The 19,891-nt window shown below is 63.4% G+C and carries 15 protein-coding genes; 4 read left to right on the plus strand and 11 right to left on the minus strand.

Annotated elements, in window-relative coordinates:
* Positions 1–271 precede the first annotated feature (271 nt).
* On the plus strand, positions 272–3,781 hold the full coding sequence (locus AB6N07_RS24770) for a peptidoglycan-binding protein (RefSeq protein WP_370675691.1): 3,510 nt from the start codon (positions 272–274) through the stop codon (positions 3,779–3,781).
* A gap of 51 nt (positions 3,782–3,832) precedes the next feature.
* Here AB6N07_RS24770 and AB6N07_RS24775 read toward each other — a convergent pair whose 3' ends face one another.
* The 7 genes from AB6N07_RS24775 to AB6N07_RS24805 all read right to left on the minus strand — a co-directional run bounded on the left by AB6N07_RS24775 (position 3,833) and on the right by AB6N07_RS24805 (position 11,926).
* Positions 3,833–5,071: a MalY/PatB family protein gene (locus AB6N07_RS24775; protein ID WP_370675692.1), complete on the minus strand. Its 1,239-nt coding sequence runs from the start codon at positions 5,069–5,071 to the stop codon at positions 3,833–3,835.
* A gap of 35 nt (positions 5,072–5,106) precedes the next feature.
* Positions 5,107–6,270: an ABC transporter ATP-binding protein gene (locus tag AB6N07_RS24780; RefSeq protein WP_370675693.1), complete on the minus strand. Its 1,164-nt coding sequence runs from the start codon at positions 6,268–6,270 to the stop codon at positions 5,107–5,109.
* Positions 6,271–6,274: 4 nt separating this feature from the next.
* Positions 6,275–7,174, minus strand: coding sequence for a carbohydrate ABC transporter permease (locus AB6N07_RS24785; protein ID WP_370675694.1), 900 nt, complete (start codon positions 7,172–7,174; stop codon positions 6,275–6,277).
* A complete protein-coding gene (locus tag AB6N07_RS24790) occupies positions 7,174–8,058 on the minus strand; it encodes a carbohydrate ABC transporter permease (RefSeq protein WP_370675695.1) in 885 nt (294 codons plus the stop codon). Before AB6N07_RS24790 ends, AB6N07_RS24785 begins: the two co-directional genes overlap by 1 nt.
* A 77-nt stretch (positions 8,059–8,135) precedes the next feature.
* Entirely contained in the window at positions 8,136–9,389 is a 1,254-nt protein-coding gene (locus AB6N07_RS24795) for an ABC transporter substrate-binding protein (RefSeq protein ID WP_370675696.1), read from the minus strand.
* A 119-nt stretch (positions 9,390–9,508) separates the two neighbouring features.
* Positions 9,509–10,807 (minus strand): hypothetical protein, encoded by a 1,299-nt coding sequence (locus AB6N07_RS24800; protein WP_370675697.1) that lies wholly within the window; start codon positions 10,805–10,807, stop codon positions 9,509–9,511.
* 102 nt (positions 10,808–10,909) lie between these two features.
* Entirely contained in the window at positions 10,910–11,926 is a 1,017-nt protein-coding gene (locus AB6N07_RS24805; protein ID WP_370675698.1) for an aldose epimerase family protein, read from the minus strand.
* A gap of 554 nt (positions 11,927–12,480) precedes the next feature.
* Between AB6N07_RS24805 and AB6N07_RS24810 the strand changes: the two genes are divergently transcribed.
* The 3 genes from AB6N07_RS24810 (at position 12,481) to AB6N07_RS24820 (ending at position 15,092) form a co-directional block, all read left to right on the plus strand.
* The gene (locus tag AB6N07_RS24810; RefSeq protein WP_370678321.1) at positions 12,481–13,146 is read left to right on the plus strand and encodes a GntR family transcriptional regulator; all 666 of its coding nucleotides are present in this window, start codon (positions 12,481–12,483) and stop codon (positions 13,144–13,146) included.
* A 256-nt stretch (positions 13,147–13,402) separates the two neighbouring features.
* A complete protein-coding gene (locus AB6N07_RS24815; RefSeq protein ID WP_370675699.1) occupies positions 13,403–14,326 on the plus strand; it encodes a sulfite exporter TauE/SafE family protein in 924 nt (307 codons plus the stop codon).
* A gap of 1 nt (position 14,327) precedes the next feature.
* Positions 14,328–15,092, plus strand: a complete 765-nt coding sequence (locus AB6N07_RS24820; protein ID WP_370675700.1) for a TIGR02186 family protein — start codon at positions 14,328–14,330, stop codon at positions 15,090–15,092.
* A gap of 56 nt (positions 15,093–15,148) precedes the next feature.
* On the opposite strand, the gene pdeM is transcribed toward AB6N07_RS24820, so the two are convergent.
* The 4 genes from pdeM to AB6N07_RS24840 all read right to left on the minus strand — a co-directional run bounded on the left by pdeM (position 15,149) and on the right by AB6N07_RS24840 (position 19,825).
* The gene (pdeM, locus tag AB6N07_RS24825; protein ID WP_370675701.1) at positions 15,149–15,871 is read right to left on the minus strand and encodes a ligase-associated DNA damage response endonuclease PdeM; all 723 of its coding nucleotides are present in this window, start codon (positions 15,869–15,871) and stop codon (positions 15,149–15,151) included.
* Positions 15,868–18,366 (minus strand): ligase-associated DNA damage response DEXH box helicase, encoded by a 2,499-nt coding sequence (locus AB6N07_RS24830; protein ID WP_370675702.1) that lies wholly within the window; start codon positions 18,364–18,366, stop codon positions 15,868–15,870. The genes pdeM and AB6N07_RS24830 overlap by 4 nt, the downstream gene beginning before the upstream one ends.
* A 52-nt stretch (positions 18,367–18,418) precedes the next feature.
* Positions 18,419–19,327, minus strand: coding sequence for a class I SAM-dependent methyltransferase (locus tag AB6N07_RS24835; RefSeq protein WP_370675703.1), 909 nt, complete (start codon positions 19,325–19,327; stop codon positions 18,419–18,421).
* An 84-nt stretch (positions 19,328–19,411) separates the two neighbouring features.
* On the minus strand, positions 19,412–19,825 hold the full coding sequence (locus AB6N07_RS24840; RefSeq protein WP_370675704.1) for a tellurite resistance TerB family protein: 414 nt from the start codon (positions 19,823–19,825) through the stop codon (positions 19,412–19,414).
* Positions 19,826–19,891: the final 66 nt, after the last annotated feature.

Here is a 19,891-nt window from a genome sequence, read left to right on the forward strand (position 1 = left end):
GGAACGGCCCCACGACCGCTACCCCCGTCAAACTGCGCATAAGCTTCCCTTTACGTCAAGGATGGGTGACAGAGGCTCATAATCGTTGTTTTTCGGTGCGATCCGGTAAGGTTCCGTTCAGAGCGCTTAAAAAGCTGACAAAACTGGCCGCGTGATTAACCGGACGTTTACCCTGTTTTTGCAAATTGCCCTGTGAATGAATGCATCCTGGCGGTGTTCCATCTCGGCGGCTCTTGCCGCGAGGGTGGCATTGCAAACGGGGAGAACGATCATGGCGTCGCGGGCTACGTCTCGTTTGAACGGCGGAATGGGCGGAGCGAGCCAGTACGACCGAGAGTCAGACAGCACCGGCGGCTATGGGGCGGAAGGCGACCGGCAGGGTGGCGATCCGGTCGATCGCATCCTGACCTCTCTCGACCGCCTTGGCGAACGCATCCGGACGCTGTCGCCGGCCGAGGAACGGCGACCGGTCCGGCCGGCATCACGTGCCCCCGGACCAGATGATCTGCAGAGGGCCATCGACCAGATTTCGCGCAAGCGGGACGCGGTTGCCCCCGGGCGGAGCAACCGCCGTGACGACTTGGGCGTTGCCGAGCTCGGTGCCCGCGTCCGCGCTCTCAGCCAGGAAATGGCCCCCGATCGCCGGCGGGCACCGGCTTTTGGCGAAGGTCTGACAACGGAAGTGGCCGATCTACGGGCCGAGGTCGAGCGGTTGATCGAGGCTAGCTCCGGGCGATCGCTGGAAAGCGCTTTCGACACGCTGGTGGAGCGGCTCGACGATATCCGTTCCTCCGTCGATAACCCGCGCGTCGTTGGTGACCTCGTGCAACGCCTCGCGGAAATTCGGCGGCTGATCGCCACCCTGCCGTCAGGCGAGCAGGTCGGCGTCATCACCGCGCGCCTCGATCGCCTCGCCGAACGGCTCGACCAAGGGTTCGGCGACCAGCGCGTGCTCGGCGACTTCGGCCGCAGCCTGTCCGATCTCGCCGCCGCCGTCGCCCAACTCGACAAGCGCGAAGTGATCGCCGCCATCGAGCACCGGCTCGACGACGTTGCCGGCAGCATCCGCGCCATAGAACGCGACATCGGCGACTTTTCACGCTGGCAGGAGGGCCTTGAACGCCAGAACGCCACGCTGTCGCAGGTTGCGCAGCGCTCCGAACAACTTCCGCGGTTCGCCCACGAGTTGGAGCGGCAGTCGGTCTCCATTGAGCGCATCGCACGCTCGACCGACGGCCTGCCACGACTTGCCGAGGAAATCGACGGCCTGCGCCTTTCCCTCGACCACCCCAACGTGACGCTTGATGCCATCGCCATCAGGGCGCTCGACGAGCGTTTCGCCGAACTCGGCCGATCTCTCGAAGCCCAACTCCGACCGTCGGTCAGCGGTCTGCCGGCCGACCTCAGCGCGGCCCTGACGCGCATTGAGGCCAAGCTTGCCGAGCCGGCAACGGGCGGCCGCATCTCGGAAATCGAAGACCGCATCGCCGTACTGACGCGGTCCGTTGCCGAGATCGATTTTGCGACCAGCAAGGAAGTCAACGCTCTCGAAAGTGCCGTCGAGCGCCTGCGCGAAGATGTGCTGGCCGCGGCCGGGCGGCCAGATGCCGGCCTTGCCGCCGACGTGCGGACGCTGGTTGAGCGGATCGAACGCCTGGACCCGCCGTCGATCGGCGCAGCGGCCTTCGATCGCCTGGAAAGCCGGATAGCCGACATTGCCGCCCGCCTCGAAACGCGACCAAACGAGATCGCCGCTCTGGCCGACGCACTGGAACGACTTGACGCCACCATGTCGAGTTCTTTGTCGGTCGAAGCCATTGCCGACCGCGTGGCGGCTGCTGCCGATCGCCACGGCAACGACGCTCCTGCCCGCCTCGCCAGCGTCGAGGCCGGCATCAATCGGCTCGGCGAGAACCTTCGGGCCGATGCCGAACGCGATCGCGACCTGTTGCTGGCCATCGGCCAGACAGTGGAGCGCTTGGCCCTGCGCGAGGCCAGCGCCGACGAGCCGCGTGGCGAAACCATCGAGCCCAAGGCGTCGCAAGCTCCGAAGGACAACTGGGAAGAAATAGAAGAGGCTCTTACCCGGCGGATTCCGTCCATAGCGGAGTCCGAGGACGGAGAAGATCTACCGCGCATCTTTGGCCGGAAATCCAAGCCGGCGCCACGCGTCGAGCCGCCGCTCGGCAAGCCGGAGCAAGGCAAGGCGAGCGAGCCGGCGCTGCCGCCCGGTTTCGACGTCAACAAGCCGCTCGAGCCGGGATCGGGCAAGCCAAGCTTGCCGAAGTCAACGCCAGCAACCGACCGGGCGGCCACACCCGACGCGGCGCGCGCGCCCACCAAGGCGGATTTCATCGCTGCCGCCCGTCGGGCTGCCCAGGCGGCCGGTAGCGGAGTACCCGGCGAGACTGGAAAGGAAGAAGCACCAACCGGCGGCAAATCACGCTTCGTCTTGCCGAAGCTTAGTTTCAATTTACGCAAGGCAACGATGGTCGCCGCCGTGGTGCTGATCGCGCTTGGCCTTGCCAAGATCGGCAACGACGCGCTGAAACGCTTCTCGGCATCCGATGGAGCGCCGGCGGAAGCCACCTCTTCATCAGAGCCGGCCATACAGAGCGCACCAGCCGAGATCGCCTCCGCCACGACGTCTGCCGTGGAAACGCCTGCCCCCAAAGCGCCGGCCGTCGAGACGCCCGCCGCCATCGCTGCGCCGACGACAGAGATCGCGCCATCCTCCGCTTCGCCAGTGGTCTCCGAAATACCGCCGGGGCCTCAAGGCATGATGCCGGCTGACGGCTTCTCGCCGACACCGCCCGCGTTGCCAACCGATGGCTTCGCTCCGGTTCCGGCTGTGACTTCGGCGCCCCCCGTCTCTCCTGAAGCGACAACCGGGGCGTTGACTGCTCCACCAGTCGGCACAGCGCCGATGCTCCCGGACGCCATCGGCCCGAAGGCGTTGCGCGATGCGGCGGCCAGTGGAAGCCCGCTGGCGGCCGTCGAGGTGGCCTCGCGCTTTGCTGATGGCCGTGGCGTGCCGCAGGACCTCGGCGCCGCCATCGACTGGTACCGCCGCGCCGCCGAGGCCGGCCTGGCACCGGCCCAATACAGGCTCGGCAGCCTGTATGAAAAGGGCATCGGCACGGCGCGCGATGCCAAGACCGCCGCTGGTTGGTATGCCAAGGCTTCGGCCCTTGGTAACGCCAAGGCCATGCACAACCTCGCCGTCCTCAACGCCGAAGGCAGCCTCGGTACGCCGGATTATGCGCAGGCGGCAAAGTGGTTCCAGGAAGCCGCCGAGCGCGGTGTCCGCGACAGCCAGTTCAACCTGGGCATCCTCTATGCCCGCGGTCTTGGTGTGCCGCGCGATCTTGCCACGTCCTACAAGTGGTTTGCGCTGGCTGCGACCGCCGGCGATACGGACAGTGCCAAGAAGCGCGACGATATTGCCCAGGTACTGTCCAAGGAGGACCTCGCCCGCGCCCGCCTCGCCGTCGAAACCTGGGTGGCCAAGCCCTTGGACCCCAAGGTTGAAGACGTTCCGCCGACCGATCCGGCTTGGGCGGCGGCGCCGGAACACACTGCCTCCGTCGACACCTCCAAGACCGTCGCCCGCACCCAGGCTATCCTTGACAGCTTGGGCTTCGACGCAGGCGCTCCCGATGGCAAGATGGGCCGCAAGACGCGGGACGCCATCGCCGCCTTCCAGACCTCCAAGGGTCTGCCGGCCACCGGCGAGATTGACAAGGCGCTGGTCGAGGCGCTCGGCATGCCAGTCCTCTGACGGAGCGACGTCCCTTTTTAGCCTTGGGCTCAAACAACCGGCAGGTGTCGTCTACGACAAAGCGGAAACGGCTTGGACGAGGCGCTTGATCGCCTCGTCCACCGTGACGCGGGGACAGCCGAGATTTACCCGCATATAGCCATGGCCTTCGGGGCCGAATTTCTGGCCCTTGTCCAGCCAGAGCCGCGCCTTGGTGAGCATGAACTTGTCGAGGGCATCAGGGTCCATGCCGAGACCGCGACAGTCCATCCAAGCAAGGTAAAGCGCGTCCGCCGGTAACACGCGAACTTTCGGCAGCGCGCCGTTGATCGCCTCGGCAAAATGGCGATGGTTGTCGCGCAGATAAATCAGCAACTCCTCCAGCCACAGTTCGCCGTAGAGGTAGGCCGCTTCAGCCGCCACCATGCCGAGGGTGTTTACCCCCGGCGCCATGTTCCGCTCCACCTGGCGCTCGAACTCGTCGCGGATGCGCCGGTTGGGAATGATGAGATTGGCGCTTCGCAAACCGGCGAGATTGAAGGTCTTGCTCGGCGACGTGCAAATGATGCTGTTCTGGGCGAACGCTTCGCCGAGCGAAGCAAAGGGATGGTGCTTCTTCGCCGGGTTGATGATCAGGTCCTGGTGGATCTCGTCGGAGACCACCAGAATATTGTGCCGGGCGCAGATCTCGCCCATTGTCCTGAGTTCATCCTCCGACCAGACATTCCCTGTCGGATTGTGGGGATTGCAGAGGATGAACAGTTTAGTGTCGTCCGTGATCGCCGCCTCGAAGGTGGCGGCGTCAAAGCGATAGCCATCGTCGACGCGCAGAAGCGGCGCCGATGCCAATCGGCGACCGTTCAGCACCGGATCGGTATGGAAATGAATATATACGGGTGGCTGGATGAGCACCGCATCACCCGGAGCGGAAAAGGCTTGAATGGCAACCCTGAGCGCCGTCACCACACCGGGCGACTGAACAATCCAGTCTCCGGAGATGTCCCAACCGAACCGCTTGCCCTCCCAGCCGACGACGGCGTCGATGTAGCTCTGCCGAACGTCGGGATAGCCGAACATGCCCTGCTCCACGACCTCGCGGAGCTTGTCGATCACCGGCAGCGGCGCCCGGAAATCCATGTCCGCCACCCACATCGGCAACGGATCGGCGGCGAATTCGTCCGGCGCGAGAAGCTTGGCCCCACAGGCCCATTTCACTGAGTCCGAATGTCTGCGATCGACCACCCGATCGAATATAGATCCGTCGCGCGTCGGGCCGCGTCCCGCCTTCACCACCGCAGCTGTCTTTTCCATCGTCGTTGTTCTCTCTCCGTGCCCCTCAACCCGCTTTAGAGGCGTTCGCCGGTCCCCGCGTCGAACAGCGAGGCACGCCCGAGATCGAGGCCGATCTCAATCGCATCGCCAAGATGATGGCCGAGATCTGCGCTGACGCGAATGGTCACCGACTGTCCGCCGAGCTTGCTCCAGAGCATGGTGTCGGCGCCCGTTGGTTCCACCATCTCGATCTTCCCCGGGGCCCAGAAGCGGCGGCCACCTTCGTCACCCAGGCTGGCACTGCCGAGGACAATGTGTTCCGGGCGGACGCCGAGGACCACCTCGGTGCCGTCGACAAGATCGCTGCCTGAGCGCTCGTAGGCGCACAAGGAAATCTTGAGATCGCCGATGCCGACGGCAACGTCATCTCCCGAAATGGCAAGCCGTCCCTTGAGGAAGTTCATGCTCGGCGAGCCGATGAAGCCAGCGACGAACAGGTTGCACGGCTTGTTGTAGACCTCATGCGGTGGCGCCAACTGCTGGATGATGCCGCCCTTCATGATGGCGATGCGGTCGGCCAACGTCATCGCTTCGATCTGGTCGTGGGTGACGTAGATCATCGTGTTGCCGAGGTCCTGATGCAGCCGCTTGATCTCGACGCGCAGCTCCGCCCGGAGCTTGGCGTCGAGGTTGCTGAGCGGCTCGTCGAACAGGAATACGTCGACGTTGCGCACCAGGGCCCGGCCGATGGCGACGCGCTGGCGCTGTCCGCCGGAGAGTTCCGACGGCTTGCGCTTCAGGAGCGGTTCGAGTTGCAGGATCTGCGCCGCCTTGGCCACGCGCGCCTTCACTTCCGTCTTGGGAAGGCCGGCGATCTTGAGGCCAAAGCCCATGTTGTCTTCGACGCTCATGCGCGGATAGAGCGCGTAGGACTGGAACACCATGCCGATGCCGCGATCCTTGGGCTCATCCCAGGTGACGTTGCGGCCGGAGATCCAGACCTCGCCGTCGGTGATATCCAGGAGCCCGGCGATGGCGTTGAGCAACGTCGACTTGCCGCAGCCCGACGGTCCGAGCAGCACCAGGAACTCGCCCTTGCCGATGTCAAGCGACATGCGGTCAAGCACGGTCGCCGCGCCGTAGCGGATGATGAGATCGCGGATCGATACGCTGGCGTCGTTGGTGGACGTCGCATGGTGGGCCATGACGGCGTGCTTTTCCATTTCTGTTGTCGTCATGATGTCAACCCTTTACGGCGCCGGCCGCGATGCCGCGGACGAACCAGCGACCCGAGAGGAAGTAGATGGTGAGCGGCACGGCGGCGGTGAGGATGGTCGCAGCCATATCCACGTTGTAGGCGCGCGTGCCCTGGGTGGTGTTGACGATGTTGTTGAGCTGAACCGTCATCGGCCAGTTGGTCTGGCCGGCAAACACGGTGCCGAGCAGGAAGTCGTTCCAGATGCCGGTGACCTGCAAGATGACGGCGACGATGACCATCGGCGTCGATAGCGGCAGCATGATCGAGATGAAGATGCGCCAGAAGCCCGCGCCATCCACCCGGGCGGCCTTGAACAGTTCGATCGGCACCGACGCAAAGTAGTTGCGGAACAAGAGCGTCATCACCGGCAGGCCGAAGATGACGTGCACGGTGATAATGTTGAACAGCGTGCCGTAGAGCGACACGTAGGCGTAGACCCGAACCAACGGGTAGATGAAGATCTGGTAGGGCAGGAAGGCGCCGGCCAACAGCAGGCCGAATAGCAAGTTCGAGCCCTTGGTCCGCCACAGCGACAAGCTGTAGCCGAGGATGGCGCCGGCCAGGATCGACAGGATCACGGCGGGCACGGTAATCGTCACAGAATTGAGGAAGCCGATCTTCAGGCCATCGCAGGAGACGCCGGTGCAGGCACTCGACCAGGCCTCGATCCAAGGCTGAACGGTGAAGTCGCGCGGCAGGGCGAAGATCTGGCTCATGCGGATCTCGTCCTGGGTTTTGAAGCTGGTGACCACCATGATGTAGAGCGGCATCAGGAAGAACAGGCAGCTCACCACCACGAAGGCATAGATGCCGGCGCGACCGGGAGTGAGACGGTTCGGTCTCGGGCCGCGAGCATGGGTTTGGGTTGCGACGACGGAGGTCATCAGCGGTTCCCCTTCTTTTCGCGGAAGTACTCGAAGTAGAACCACGGCGTGAAGAACACGAGGACGAAGGCAAGAAGGACGGAACAGGCGGCGGTCGCCAGTCCGATGTTTGCTCGCTCGAAGAAGAAATCCATGATGAACTTGGCCGGCACGTCGGTCGACAGGCCCGGTCCGCCGCCGGTCAGGGCGACGACCAGATCGTAGGCCTTGATCACCGACAGCGACATCAACACCACGGCGGTGACGATGGTCGGCCTCATCATCGGCAGGACGATCGAAAAGTAGACGCGCCAGGTCGGGATGCCGTCGACCCGCGACGCCTTCCAGATATCCTGGTCGATGCCGCGAAGACCGGCGAGCATCAACGCCGTGATCAGCCCCGACGCTTGCCAGACACCGGCGATGACCAGCGCGTAGATCGCCTTGTCGGACGTCACCAGCCAGTCGAAGGAAAAACTCGTCCAGCCAAAGTCGTGCATCGCCTTTTCGAGGCCGACCGTGGGATTCATCATCCACTGCCAGATCAGGCCGGTGACGATGAACGACATCGCGTAGGGGTAGAGGACGATCGTCCTAACCGTATCTTCGGCGCGGATGCGGCTGTCGAGCATCACGGCCATGAGAAAGCCGATGACCAGGCAGAGCATCATCAGGAGCGCGCCGTAGATGATGATGTTGTGAACGGCGATGTTCCAGCGGTCGGTGGCGAACAGCCGCCGGTACTGGTCAAAGCCGACGAAAGTGCTGTTGGGCAGCATCTTGGAACTGGTCATCGAGATGAAGACCGTCCAGATCATGGTGCCGACATAGGCCCCGAGGATGAGAACCCAGAAGGGAATGATCGTCAGCGTCGCACCCCAGCTTCGCTTCTGTTTTCGCGCCATGCCGGCACTCTCCTGCTGATCGCGGACCAAAGCTGGCGGGCTCTGTCGAACCCGCCAGCCGAGTAGGCCGCCGACGATTACTGCGTCGAGATTGCCGCCTCGAACTTGCCGACGAAGTCATCGACCGACGCAGTCTTGTCGGCCCACGCCGCGCCCAGCAGGTCCTGGATGGCGCCGATGGCATCGGGGGTCAGGTAGAAGTCCCGGTCACCAACCTGATTGGCCGGATCGGCCATCAGCTTGAGGCCGATCTGGCCGCAAGGATCGACCTTGGACGTGTCGACGTCGCCACGCACCGGGATCGAACCCTTCACCAGGTTGAAGGCAACCTGAACGTCCTTGTCCATGATGGTGTTGACCAGCAGATCTTCCGCCTTGAGCAGCGCCGGATCCTTGGTCGCGGTCACGATGAACATGTCGCCGCCGAACACGTAGCCCTTGTTGGCGCCGATGGTCGGCGTGCAAGCGAAGTCGGCCATCGGCTTCTTGCCGGCGTTGAGGAATTCGCCCTTGGCCCAGTCGCCCATGAACTGAACGCCGGCCGTATTGTTGATGACCAGCGCGGTCGAGTCGTTCCAGTTACGTGCCGACGCACCGGCGTCGGAATAGTCACGCATCTTGAACAGCGTTTCCACCACGCCCTTGAAGGCGGCGCTGTGCATGGCTTCGCTGTCGCGATCGATATAGACCTTCTTGAACAGGTCGGTGCCGCCCTTGGAGATCATCAGGAAGCGCCACATGGAATCGATCGTCCAGGCGTCGCGCGAGACGGCCACCGGGATGATGCCGGCCGCCTTGAGCTTGTCGAGGGTCGGGAAGAAATCGTCCCAGCTCTTGGGCACGTCGGCGCCAGCCTTCTGGAGGGCCGGAATCGACCACCACGACCAGGTCTGGCCGTGCAGATCAATGGGAACGCCATAGACCTTGCCGTCACGGGTGATCGAATCCCAGAACAGCGCGGGGATGGCCGCCTTCCAGCCGCCAGCGGCGGCAAGGTCGGAGATGTCCCGCACATATCCATTGGCGACGAACTCGTCGAGTTCCTTGCCGGGAATGATCTGCATGGCCGCCGGCGGATTGCCACCGACGATGCGGTTGATGCCGATCGACTTGGCATTGTTGCCGTTGCCGCCTGCGATGGCGGCGTCAACCCATTCGCCGCCCGCCTTGTTGTAGGCGTCAGCCAGCACCTTGACGGCGGCGGCCTCGCTGCCCGAGGTCCACCAGTGGATCACGTCGGCCTTCTCGCCGGCGAACGCCGATGTGGCGGCTCCGGCAAGCAGTGCGGCTGCGAACAGGCTGGTCACGGATCTAGCATTAAAAGTAGTCATAAGGTGCTCCCTGGTTGACCGCCGGATGGGAACCTCATGGTCCGCATCCGGCGCTTCTGAAGACGAAAAAACGGTCGATCCCCTGTTTAGCCCGCCTTTCATGGCGGGTCGTATGTCGCTCACTTCAGGTAGGCGAGGTGGTCCTTCTGAAGCGAAAGCATGGTGTCGAGCAAAGCCTCGGCGGCGCGGGCATCGTGGCAGACCGGGTCGACCAGGATCGCCTGCAGCGCTGCTTCCTTGGAGCCGCGCAGCACGGCTTCCGTGGTCATGTCGTTGACCGGAACCTGGGTCATCAACAGCGCCGCGAACGCCTTCGGATAGGGATCGAGCCGGACGCCGTGGATACCCTTGCCGTCAATGATGCCCGGCACCTCGACGATCTGGTTGGCCGGCAGATAGTCGATCAGGCCGTTATTCGGCACGTTGACCGCCAGTTCGCTGTGATGGTCGTCGGCCACGATGCCTTCGATGATCGGCACCACACGCCAGTATTCCTCCGGCGGCGTCCCTTCGGCGACGCGCCGCAGCGCCTCGTCGTGGTTCGAGCGCATGTTCGACTTGTAGCTCGAATAGAACTCCAGGATGCCCCGATGGTCGGCAACGCTGGCAGCCCAGGGGATATACTCGCCGAAATGGCTGTCGGTGGTGATCGGCAGGTGGCCGAACCGCTTCAGGATCACCTGGAACAGGCTGCGTTCGCCGATGTAGCCGTAGACCGCCGGCGCCTTGGCGAAATAGTCCGGCGCCTTGGCGCGGATGTCGGGATAGGCGTCCTTGCCGCTGTCCTTGTAGGTCGCCTCGACCAGAACGCTGAAGTGGTTGAAGCCACCGGCCTTGATGTCGAGGTTCTCGAACGGGGTGTTCAGCATCAGCGGCAGGTGTTCCATGAGGGAAGCCACCTCATGGCAGATGCCGACGTATTTCAGCGCCGGGAACTTGGTGTGCACCGCCTGGGAGATGCGGACCATCGGATTGCTGAGATTGAGGACATAGGCATCGGGGCAGACGGCGGAGATGCGCTCGCAGATCTTCAGGATCGGCGGGATGATGCGCAGGGCATGGAACAGGCCGCCGGGGCCGCCGTTTTCGCCATAGACCTGACGGAAGCCGTATTGCAGCGGGATCTTCCAGTCCTGCTCCCAAAGGGTATGGCGGTCGCCCACCTCAATGGAAATCAGGCAGAACTGGGCGCCCTTCAGCGCGACGTCGAGCGAGGTCGTCGCCTCGATCTTGTAGGGAAGGTTGTTGTCGCGAATATAGCGGCTGGCGACGCCTTCGACGAAGGCGAGCGCTTCCGGGTTGATATCGTTGAGGACGATCGTGCAGCCGACCAGCGCCTTGCTGCGCAGGATGTCGCCGACGGCGCCGAGGCCGAACATGGCGCTTCCGGCGCCGATCAGAACGATTCTTGTGCTCATGACGAGCCTCCGTTGTTGGAAATTTGGCAAAGAGGTTGCCTTCGGGCGCACCGGCAGCGCGCCCGCGACAGAATCGGAAAGTCGAGAACCGGCCCGACCGGGCTATCGGCCGAAGCGGTATTCGGTGTGGTGGGCGTAGACGTCCCCTGGCCGCAATACGGCGTTGGGGAAATGGCACTTGTTGATCGAGTCCGGGAAAACCTGCGGTTCGAGGCAGAAGCCGGAGCGCGGCGACAGGCGCTCGCCGTCAAGTCCCGGCGCCGACACGTTGAGCGTCGCCGCGTCGAACACCTGAAGTCCCGGCTGATCGGTCCACACCTCCATCGTCACGTCGCCCTTGGAAGACGTGGCGCGCGCCGCCTCAGCCAGGGTACCGGACGAGCGCAGCACGACGTTGCCATCGTAATGGAACGGACCGCCGTCCTTCTTGAACAGGAAAGGCCGCTCCGACCGGAAATCCCACGGCGTCCCCTCGACGGAAAGAATCTCTCCGGTGGGGATCAGGTCGGCGTCGGTCGGGGTGAAGAAATCGGCGTTGAGCGAAAGCCGCTGCGACAGCACGTCGCCGCCGCCATCGAGATTGAAATAGGCGTGGTTGGTGAGATTGATCGGCGTCGCCTTGTCCGTTGTCGCCGAATAGATGATCTGAAGCGTTGCCGGCTCCAGGAGGCGATAGGTGACGGTGGTCGTCAGCCGCCCCGGGAAGCCATGTTCGCCGTCATCGGCGACAACCGCCAGTGTCACCGACCGGTCGTCAGCCTCAACGATCGCCCAGTTGCGCGCGCCGAAGCCGTCGTCGCCGCTATGCAGCGTATGCCGATTGTCCTGATTGCGTGGCAGCGCATAGGACTGCCCATCGATCTGAAAGCGGCCACCGGCGATCCGGTTGGCCACCCGCCCCGGCACCGCGCCGAGATGCCAATGTTTGTTGTCGACGTAAGCCTCAAGCGTCTGGAACCCGAGCAGCACGCGCCGCAACCCTTCCGGCGCGGGAACCTTGAGATCGCGAATGATGGCCCCGAAGGTGATCACCTTCATCTCGGCCCCGGCGTCGGTCCGGAGCGTGAGCTCACGAACCTCTTCCCCGTTGAACCGGCCGAACGAAACAAACTCTTTCATGCTTCCTCCTCGCAAAGCCCTGCCGGGATTGTGCGCTCCAACACCTCCGCAAGCCGAAGAGCCTGAAGCTGGCTCAGGTAGCCTGCGATCGCATTTTCTCCATGAATGCCCCGCCCAAGACGATCTGTGGCGCAGCTCCACGGTCAACCGCTGAAGCCCTTCCTCCCGCACCTCGTTTCTTGTTGCCCCAACCAATATATCGGTATATCGGTTGCGTCAAGGAACTCGATGCCGCCATAAGTATTAATGCGTATCTCCGGATGATGGCTGGTCGTTCAGCGACTTATGGGGGGAGGATGCATTATGGCAGTGTGGTGTATATGAAGAGACGATAGAATCGCGGTTGCTGTTCACCCTGCAACCCTCTGGGCCGAGGCTGCATCGGTTGACCGGTTCGGCCTTAAAAAATTGAAAATAGCGAAAACAGATCTCAGGAAACCCGAAATATGCGAGCGCCTTCTTCTTTGAAAGGTCTTTCTACGGCTGGTTCGGGAGGTTCGAAGCTTGGCTTTTCAAGTGATCTGCTCGATAACGCTCGCCCGAAAGCTGGGCAGATCTATGAGCTGATCCGCGAAGCGATCATCGCCATGAAACTGCTTCCCGGAGCCGCGATTTCCGAAAAGGAGATCTGCGAGGCGCTCGGCACGTCAAGAACGCCGTTGCGCGAAGCCATCATTCAACTGGCCTCCGAAAGTCTCGTTGTGGTCCGCCCCAGTGGCGGCACCTTCGTCAATCTTATCGTGGTCCACGAGGTGCTCGACGGTCAGGTAACGCGGGACACGTTGGAAAAGCGTCTTGTCCAGCTGGCGGCTCGGCGGTTTACCCCGGCTGCGACCAGCCAATTCGAGATCTCGCTTTTCCAGCAGAAGATGGCGGCCGAAAAAAGGGATATCGACGAGTTCTTCGCCCTCGACAACAGCTTCCACCGGCTGATTTGCGAAAGTTCCGGGTTCCCGAGCGCCTGGCGCACGATCCACAGCGCAACCGGTCAATTGGACCGCATTCGGCGCTATGCGCTACCCAAGGGCGACCATTTCCTGGACAGCCTCAAGGAGCACACCGAGATTTTCCATCACTTGCGCAACAGGGATGAGGACGCCGCCGTCGCAGCCTTTCAGGCCCATATCGACAGCCTGTTCCATGAAGTCGACCTGATCAGCCAACTCGATCCGGACATGGTATCCGCAGCCACACATATCAGCATTACCGACATCAGATAGTTGGTCATTGCCATTGAAGAGAAGGTCAGCGGCGTCCGCGTCTGACCTTTGCATCCGTCGATAACATCCCCAGAACGAATGCCTAAATCAAAATAGCCGCGACCCGTCCGGGTATCACCGCCCGGGGGCTTTCCCTTTTTGATGTCGCTGCTCTTTTTTTGCCGGAAAGCCATGCCAAAGGGTCATTCCGTTGCACTTTTGCAAGAGGTTGCAGGCTAACACTGATCGCCGGATGCCTTTGAACGGATGACAGGTCGTGGATCTCTACCTGCCGATCGCCGAAATGCCGATGAACGTCTTCCTGCTGCTCGGCATGGGCGCGGCGGTTGGCTTTCTGTCCGGCATGTTCGGAGTGGGTGGCGGGTTCCTGCTGACGCCGCTCCTCATCTTCTCCGGCATCTCGCCGGCCGTCGCCGTTGCCTCGGTTTCCTCGCAGATCGTCGCCAACTCGGCCTCGGGCGTTCTCGCCTATCTGCGCAAGAAGACAGTCGATCTGAAGCTCGGTCTTTATCTCACGCTCTCCGGCATCATCGGCTCGGCAATCGGCGTCTGGGTCTACGGGGTGCTGCGCGGCGTCGGCCAGCTCGATGTGGTCATTGCCCTTTGTTACGTCGCCTTTCTCGGTACCATCGGCACGTTGATGACGGTGGAGGCGATACGCGCGATCATCGCCAAACAACGCGGCACGCCACTAGCAGTGCGCCGCCCCGGTCAGCACAGCTGGATCGCCGGCCTGCCGCTGCGGATTCGCTTCCATCGCTCGCACCTTTACATTTCGGCGCTGCCGGTCATTGCACTCGGTGCCAGCATTGGCTTCCTCGGCGCGCTGCTCGGCATCGGCGGCGGCTTCATCATGGTGCCGGCCCTCATCTATCTGCTGAGGGTGCCCACCACCATCGTCATCGGCACGACTCTGCTGCAGACGCTTGGCACCATGGCCTTTACCACCTTCATGCAATCGGCCACCAACCAGACGGTGGATGTCATTCTTGGTCTCGCTCTGATGGTCGGTGGCGTGGTCGGCGCTCAGTTCGGCGCTCGCGTCGGCCAGTCGCTGCGCGGCGAGACGCTGCGCCTGCTGCTCGGCCTTTTGGTACTGGCGGTCGGTCTCAGGTTTGCCGTCGACCTGGTGGCGAAACCGGAAGAACTCTATTCAATCAGTCGGATGGGAGGGGGTTGACATGATTGTCCGCGCCCTCTTCCTCATCGTTGCATTCATCCTCGCGCCCTCGATGCTGCGCGCCGAGACGCTGGTGACAGCACTATCGACCGAGCGCGTCTCCATCGAATCCAATTTCACCGGTTCGGGTGTCGTCATCTTCGGTACCGTCGAGCGCGATCAGCAGACCGTCTCCCGGGGCGCGCCCTATGAGGTCGTGGTGACACTGACTGGTCCGCTACGCCCGATGGTCGCCCGGCGCAAGGAGCGCGTGGCCGGCATCTGGATCAACCGGACATCGGGCGATCTGCCACGCGTGCCGTCCTTTCTCGCCATCGCTACCACAGCGCCGATGGCCGACGTCGCCGGCAATCCGGTGCGGGCTCGTCAGGGTCTCGGCTTTGACATGTTGCCGACGAGCGGCCTGCCGGATGCCCTTCCTCCCGTCCGGACCGATTTCGACGCCGCCTTCCTCCGCCTGATGCAGAAGGAAGGCCTGTTCAGCCTCAATGAGGGCAGCGTGGAGTTCCTGTCGCCACAGCTGTTTCGGGCGCCGATTACGCTGCCGGCCAATGTGCCGATCGGCTGGTATACGGCCACCGTCTACCTGTTCTCGGGCGGCGTATTGCTCGCCAAGACGACACAGGATTTCTCCATCCTGAAGGGTGGCTTCGAACAGGCGATCACCAACCTCGCCCATCAGCAGCCGGCTCTCTACGGACTCGCCACCGTGGTTATCGCCTGCTTCACCGGCTGGCTGGCCGGCGTGGCGTTCAGGCGCGATTGAGCACATTCGGGCATCGTGGTTGCTCGAAAACCGGTTCCCATTTTTCGGCGCGATGCCTAGTCCGGCAGGAACTCGGCCGAGCGGACCGGATAGACCCGACCATCCGACAGCATCCAGGCGATGAGACGCGACCGCTCGAACAGCCCCTTGAACGCCGCATCCATGACGTTGAGACCGCCAGTGTAAGCGCCAAAGGCCGGCAGCAGGCAGCGGCTGCCATCGCAGACGAAGGCGCGCCGGCGCACCGAGCGGGTTCGTCCCACCTTGGCTGCCGGATGCAGATGGCCGGCCACCTCGCCGGCGGATCGCCCAACATGCGGTTCATGCCGAAAGACAAGCGGCCCGACGACGATCTCGGCGACCGGCGTGCCGCCGAGGCCAGCCGGTGGCAACGGATCGTGATTGCCGGCGACCCAGGTCCAATCGACCGAGCCTACCAGCATCGTCAGGCTATCAAGGTCGGCGGGGGCGAGACGCCCTTCGGCTCCACCGTCGTGAAAACTATCGCCGAGAGCGATGACCCGCTCCGGCCGGAGACGGCCCATCGCCTCGGCCAGCGCCCGGAGCGTGGCACGCGTGTCATAGGGTGGCACGAAGCGGCCACGCGAGCCATGCGAGGAACCTTTTTCGAGATGCAGGTCGGAAACGACCAGCAACCGTTCCTCCGGCCAATGGAGCACGCCCGAAGCATCGAAGCGCACAGCGGCGCCATTGAGGTTCACGAGACCGCCCGCGGTCAGCACGTCGTCGTCTCCTTGTCCTGCCCTCAGCGCCGTCACGCCATGGCCTCCCGGATAATTTCGTCGGCTGCCTGCCGGAGCACATCCTCGTCGGCCTCACCGGCGATGCGCTCGCCACCGATCTCCAGCATGATCGGCACGGCAAGCGGCGAGATGCGGTCGAGCCGCTTGTGCACGATGCGGCCGCTGATTCGTGACAGCATATCCGAGAGCCGTCGGAGGTCCAAAAGCCCCGAGGAGGCGTCGGCCCAAGCCGCTTCCAGCAGGATATGGTCGGGCTGGTGCTCCCGCAGCACGTCGTAGATAAGATCGGTGGAGACCGTCACCTGCCGCCCGGTCTTCTGAGCGCCAATGGCGTTTTTCTCGACGAGCCCAGCGATCATGGCGCAGGCCTTGAACATGCGCTTCAGGAGATAACTCTCGGCCATCCAGGCCTCGAGGTCGTCGCCCAGCATATCCGGCTCAAACAGGCGCGACAGCGTCGGCTCACCAAGCGCAAAGGCGCTCCCGACGTCGGCGGCGCACCAGACGCCAATGACATAGTCGGTGGCAATGAAGCCAAGCGGCTTGAGGCCAAAGCGCTCAAGCCGGCGGGTCAACAGCATGCCGAGAGTCTGGTGGGCGAGCCGTCCCTCGAAGGGATAGAGCACCAGGAAGAAGCGTCCACGGTGGGGAAAGGTCTCGACCAAAAGTTCGTCCGGCTTGGGCAGGAGAGAATGATCGCGCTGCAAAGCCAACCAGTCCCGTACCGGTGCCGGCAACTTGCCCCATGATGAAGGATCGGACAGCATTTGGCGGACACCGGCCGCAAGAAAGGTCGAGAGGGGGAACTTACCGCCGGCATAAACCGGGATGCGAGGATCGCTCGACCGCGCCCTTGAGACGATCACCTCGGTCTCGCGCATACCCTCGAAACGTAAAACTTCGCCGGCAAACAAAAAAGTATCGCCGACCTTCATCTGCTCGCAGAAATACTCCTCCACCTCGCCCAGCAGCCGACCACCCATCACCGGCCCACGTCCGCGCGCCTTACCGCCGAGGCGTACCTTCAACATCGGGCTCTCGATGATGGTACCGACGTTGAGCCGGTAAGCCTGGGCAAAGCGCGGATGGGTGAGCCGCCAAGTGCCATCGGCGGTCAGCTTGATCTTGGCGTAGCGCTCATAGGCGCGTAGCGCGTAGCCGCCGGTGGCGACAAGGTCGACCACCCGGTCGAACTGCTCGCGGCCGAACTGACGGTAGGGGTAGGCCGAAACGACTTCGGCGTAGAATTCATCGGCACGAAACGGACCGGCCACCACTCGGCCGAGCACATGTTGGGCGAGCACGTCGAGCGCGCCGTCGCGGATCGGCGGGGTATCCTGTGCTCCGATGTAGTTGGCATCGAGCGCCGCCTGACACTCCAGTACCTCGAAGCGGTTGGCCGGCACCAGGAGCGCGGTGGACGGCTCGTCCATGCGGTGATTGGCCCGGCCAACTCGTTGAGCGAGCCGGCTGGCGCCTTTGGGGGCACCGACGTGGATGACGAGGTCGATGTCGCCCCAGTCGATGCCGAGATCGAGCGTCGAAGTGGCGACGACGGCTCTGAGGCGGCCGTCAGCCATCGCCGCCTCCACCTTGCGCCGCTGGCCGACATCGAGCGAGCCATGATGAAGGGCGATCGGCAGGTTGGCATCGTTGAGGCGCCACAGCTCGGAGAAGATCATCTCCGCCTGGCTGCGGGTATTGACGAAGATCAGCGTCATGCGGCGGCGATCGATCTCGGCGAGCAGCCCTTCGTAGGCATAGCGCGCCGAATGCCCGGCCCAGGGAATGGTCTCGTCCGCTTCGAAGATGCGGATATCCGGCCGGGCACCGCCCGTGACGGTGACAATCTCGGAGAGGAATGGCGGTTCACCCGGCGCCTGCGGCACCAGCCAGGCGCGCAATTCGTCTGGCTCCGCGACGGTTGCCGACAGGCCGACGGTTCGAATGGCCGGGGCAATGGCACGGAGACGGGAGAGACCGAGCGCCAGAAGATCGCCACGCTTGCTGGTCACCAGCGCGTGCAACTCGTCGAGAACAACCGTTTTCAGGTCCTCGAAGAAGGTTTCCGCGTCGCGACCGGCGAGCAGCAGCGCCAGTTGCTCGGGCGTGGTGAGCAGGATGTCGGGCGGGATCAGCTTTTGCCGCTGGCGGCGCGAGGCGGAGGTGTCGCCCGTGCGCGTCTCGATGGCGACGTCGAGGCCGATGCCCCGCACCGGCGTTTCGAGGTTGCGCTCGATATCGACGGCGAGCGCCTTGAGCGGCGAGACGTAGAGCGTATGAACGCCACGCCGACGCGTGCCCGGCTTCCACTTCGGCCGCGCGGCGATATCGACAAGGCTCGGCAGAAAACCGGCCAGCGTCTTGCCGGCTCCGGTGGGTGCGATCAGCAGCACGGAACGACCGGCCAGGCCGTGTTCAAGAAGCGCAAGCTGATGAGCACGCGGGCTCCAGCCACGCGACGCGAACCAGGCCTCGAATTTGGGGGGCAGAAGATTCGTCTCGGTCACCGGGCAAGTAAGCCCGATTTCCGCGAACAAGTGAAGAACATTTGTGAGGACGTCAGGGCGCGTGCCTTGCGACCACCACGAGCCCTCGGATCGGCGCGCCGCGATCGAACCGCAGCGTTCCGCGCACGAGCTCAGCGACAGCAAGACCAGCCTCGGCGAGGCCCCGGCGGACGTAGGTCTCGCTATGGGCATAGCGCAGGCTGCTGCGCAGCACGAAGTCGCCGTCGTCGGATTCCTCGACGGTGAATGCAAAAAGGCCGCCCGGTGCGAGACAGGCGGCCACATGCTGGAACAGACTGTCGAGCGCGCCGATGTAGACCAGCACATCGGCAGCGGTGACCAGATCAAAGGTTTCGGTGCGCTCCGACAGGAAGGCGGTCGCCTCGGCTACAGCGAGGGCCTGATAACGCGTGCCGGCTTTGGCACGGGCAACCATTTCCGGCGAGAGATCGCAGCCCGAAAAGTGTTCGATCCGATTCTTCAATGCTTCGGCCATCAGGCCGGTGCCACAGCCCAGATCGACACCGCGCGCGAAACCTGCACCGGGGCGGACCTCTTCGATGAGATCGGCGATCAGCCAGGGCGCCCGGTAGCCGAGATCGTCCACCAGCGCCGTTTCGAAGCGGTCCGCGTAGTCGTCGAAAAGACCACGCACATAGGCCTCCGGCGGGGCGGAGGGAACCTCTGCAAGGCCGAGAGCGGCGAGCTTTAGCGATGTTCCGAACAGACCGTCGATATCGCGGGTCGCTGCCTTGCGCAGCAGCGGCTCGGCCTCCTCACGGCGGCCAGCGGCGGCCAGGGCGTCGGCGGCGCCGACCAACGCCGGCAGCCAACCGGGCACCAGTTCAAGAGCTTGCAGATAAAGGTCCGCCGCTGCCTCGTGATCGCCCGCGTCAAAATAGGCGCGGGCATATTCGTAACGGCGGTCGGCGAGAAGATCCCCGGAAGAGGCTGCATGCAAGATGATGGCACTCGGCTTGATGAGTGCCGGGTCATCCCGCCAATACGGGCCGCCGTCAAGATGAATTCAGCCGCGTGTGCCGCCTTACCCCGCCTTGCGGTAGCGGACGCGAGCCGAGTGCTCGATGGCGGCAACAGCCAGCTTGTCGAGGGAGAAGTGGTCCTCCAGCATTTGCAGGAACACCAGTTCCTCTTGCTTGACCTCGACGTCGGAGGCTGCGACCTCCACGGCCAGCGCGTAGGCCGTCTCATGGAGACGCTCGGGCAACGCCATCGCCACCCGATCGAGGATGTGGTCGATGCCATTCACCGATTTCAAATTTTCCGAACAGGCGTCGGCGATCTCGCCGATCGACCCCTCGAAACCCTGAAATACCGGCAAGAAACCAATCAATCGCTCGAACTGGGTAAGTTCGCGCTCGGTCATGTTACGGTCGGCGATCGCGGTGGTGACCATTACCCAGATCAACGCTTCCTGGGCGGACAACGGCTTCGGCATGGAACCCTCGGGCAAAAGTCAAACGGGCCCTTATTTGGGACGCTGTCGATAAAAGCGCAAGCATCC

The sequence above is a fragment of the Pleomorphomonas sp. PLEO genome (genome assembly GCF_041320595.1).
Taxonomy (GTDB): Bacteria; Pseudomonadota; Alphaproteobacteria; order Rhizobiales; family Pleomorphomonadaceae; genus Pleomorphomonas.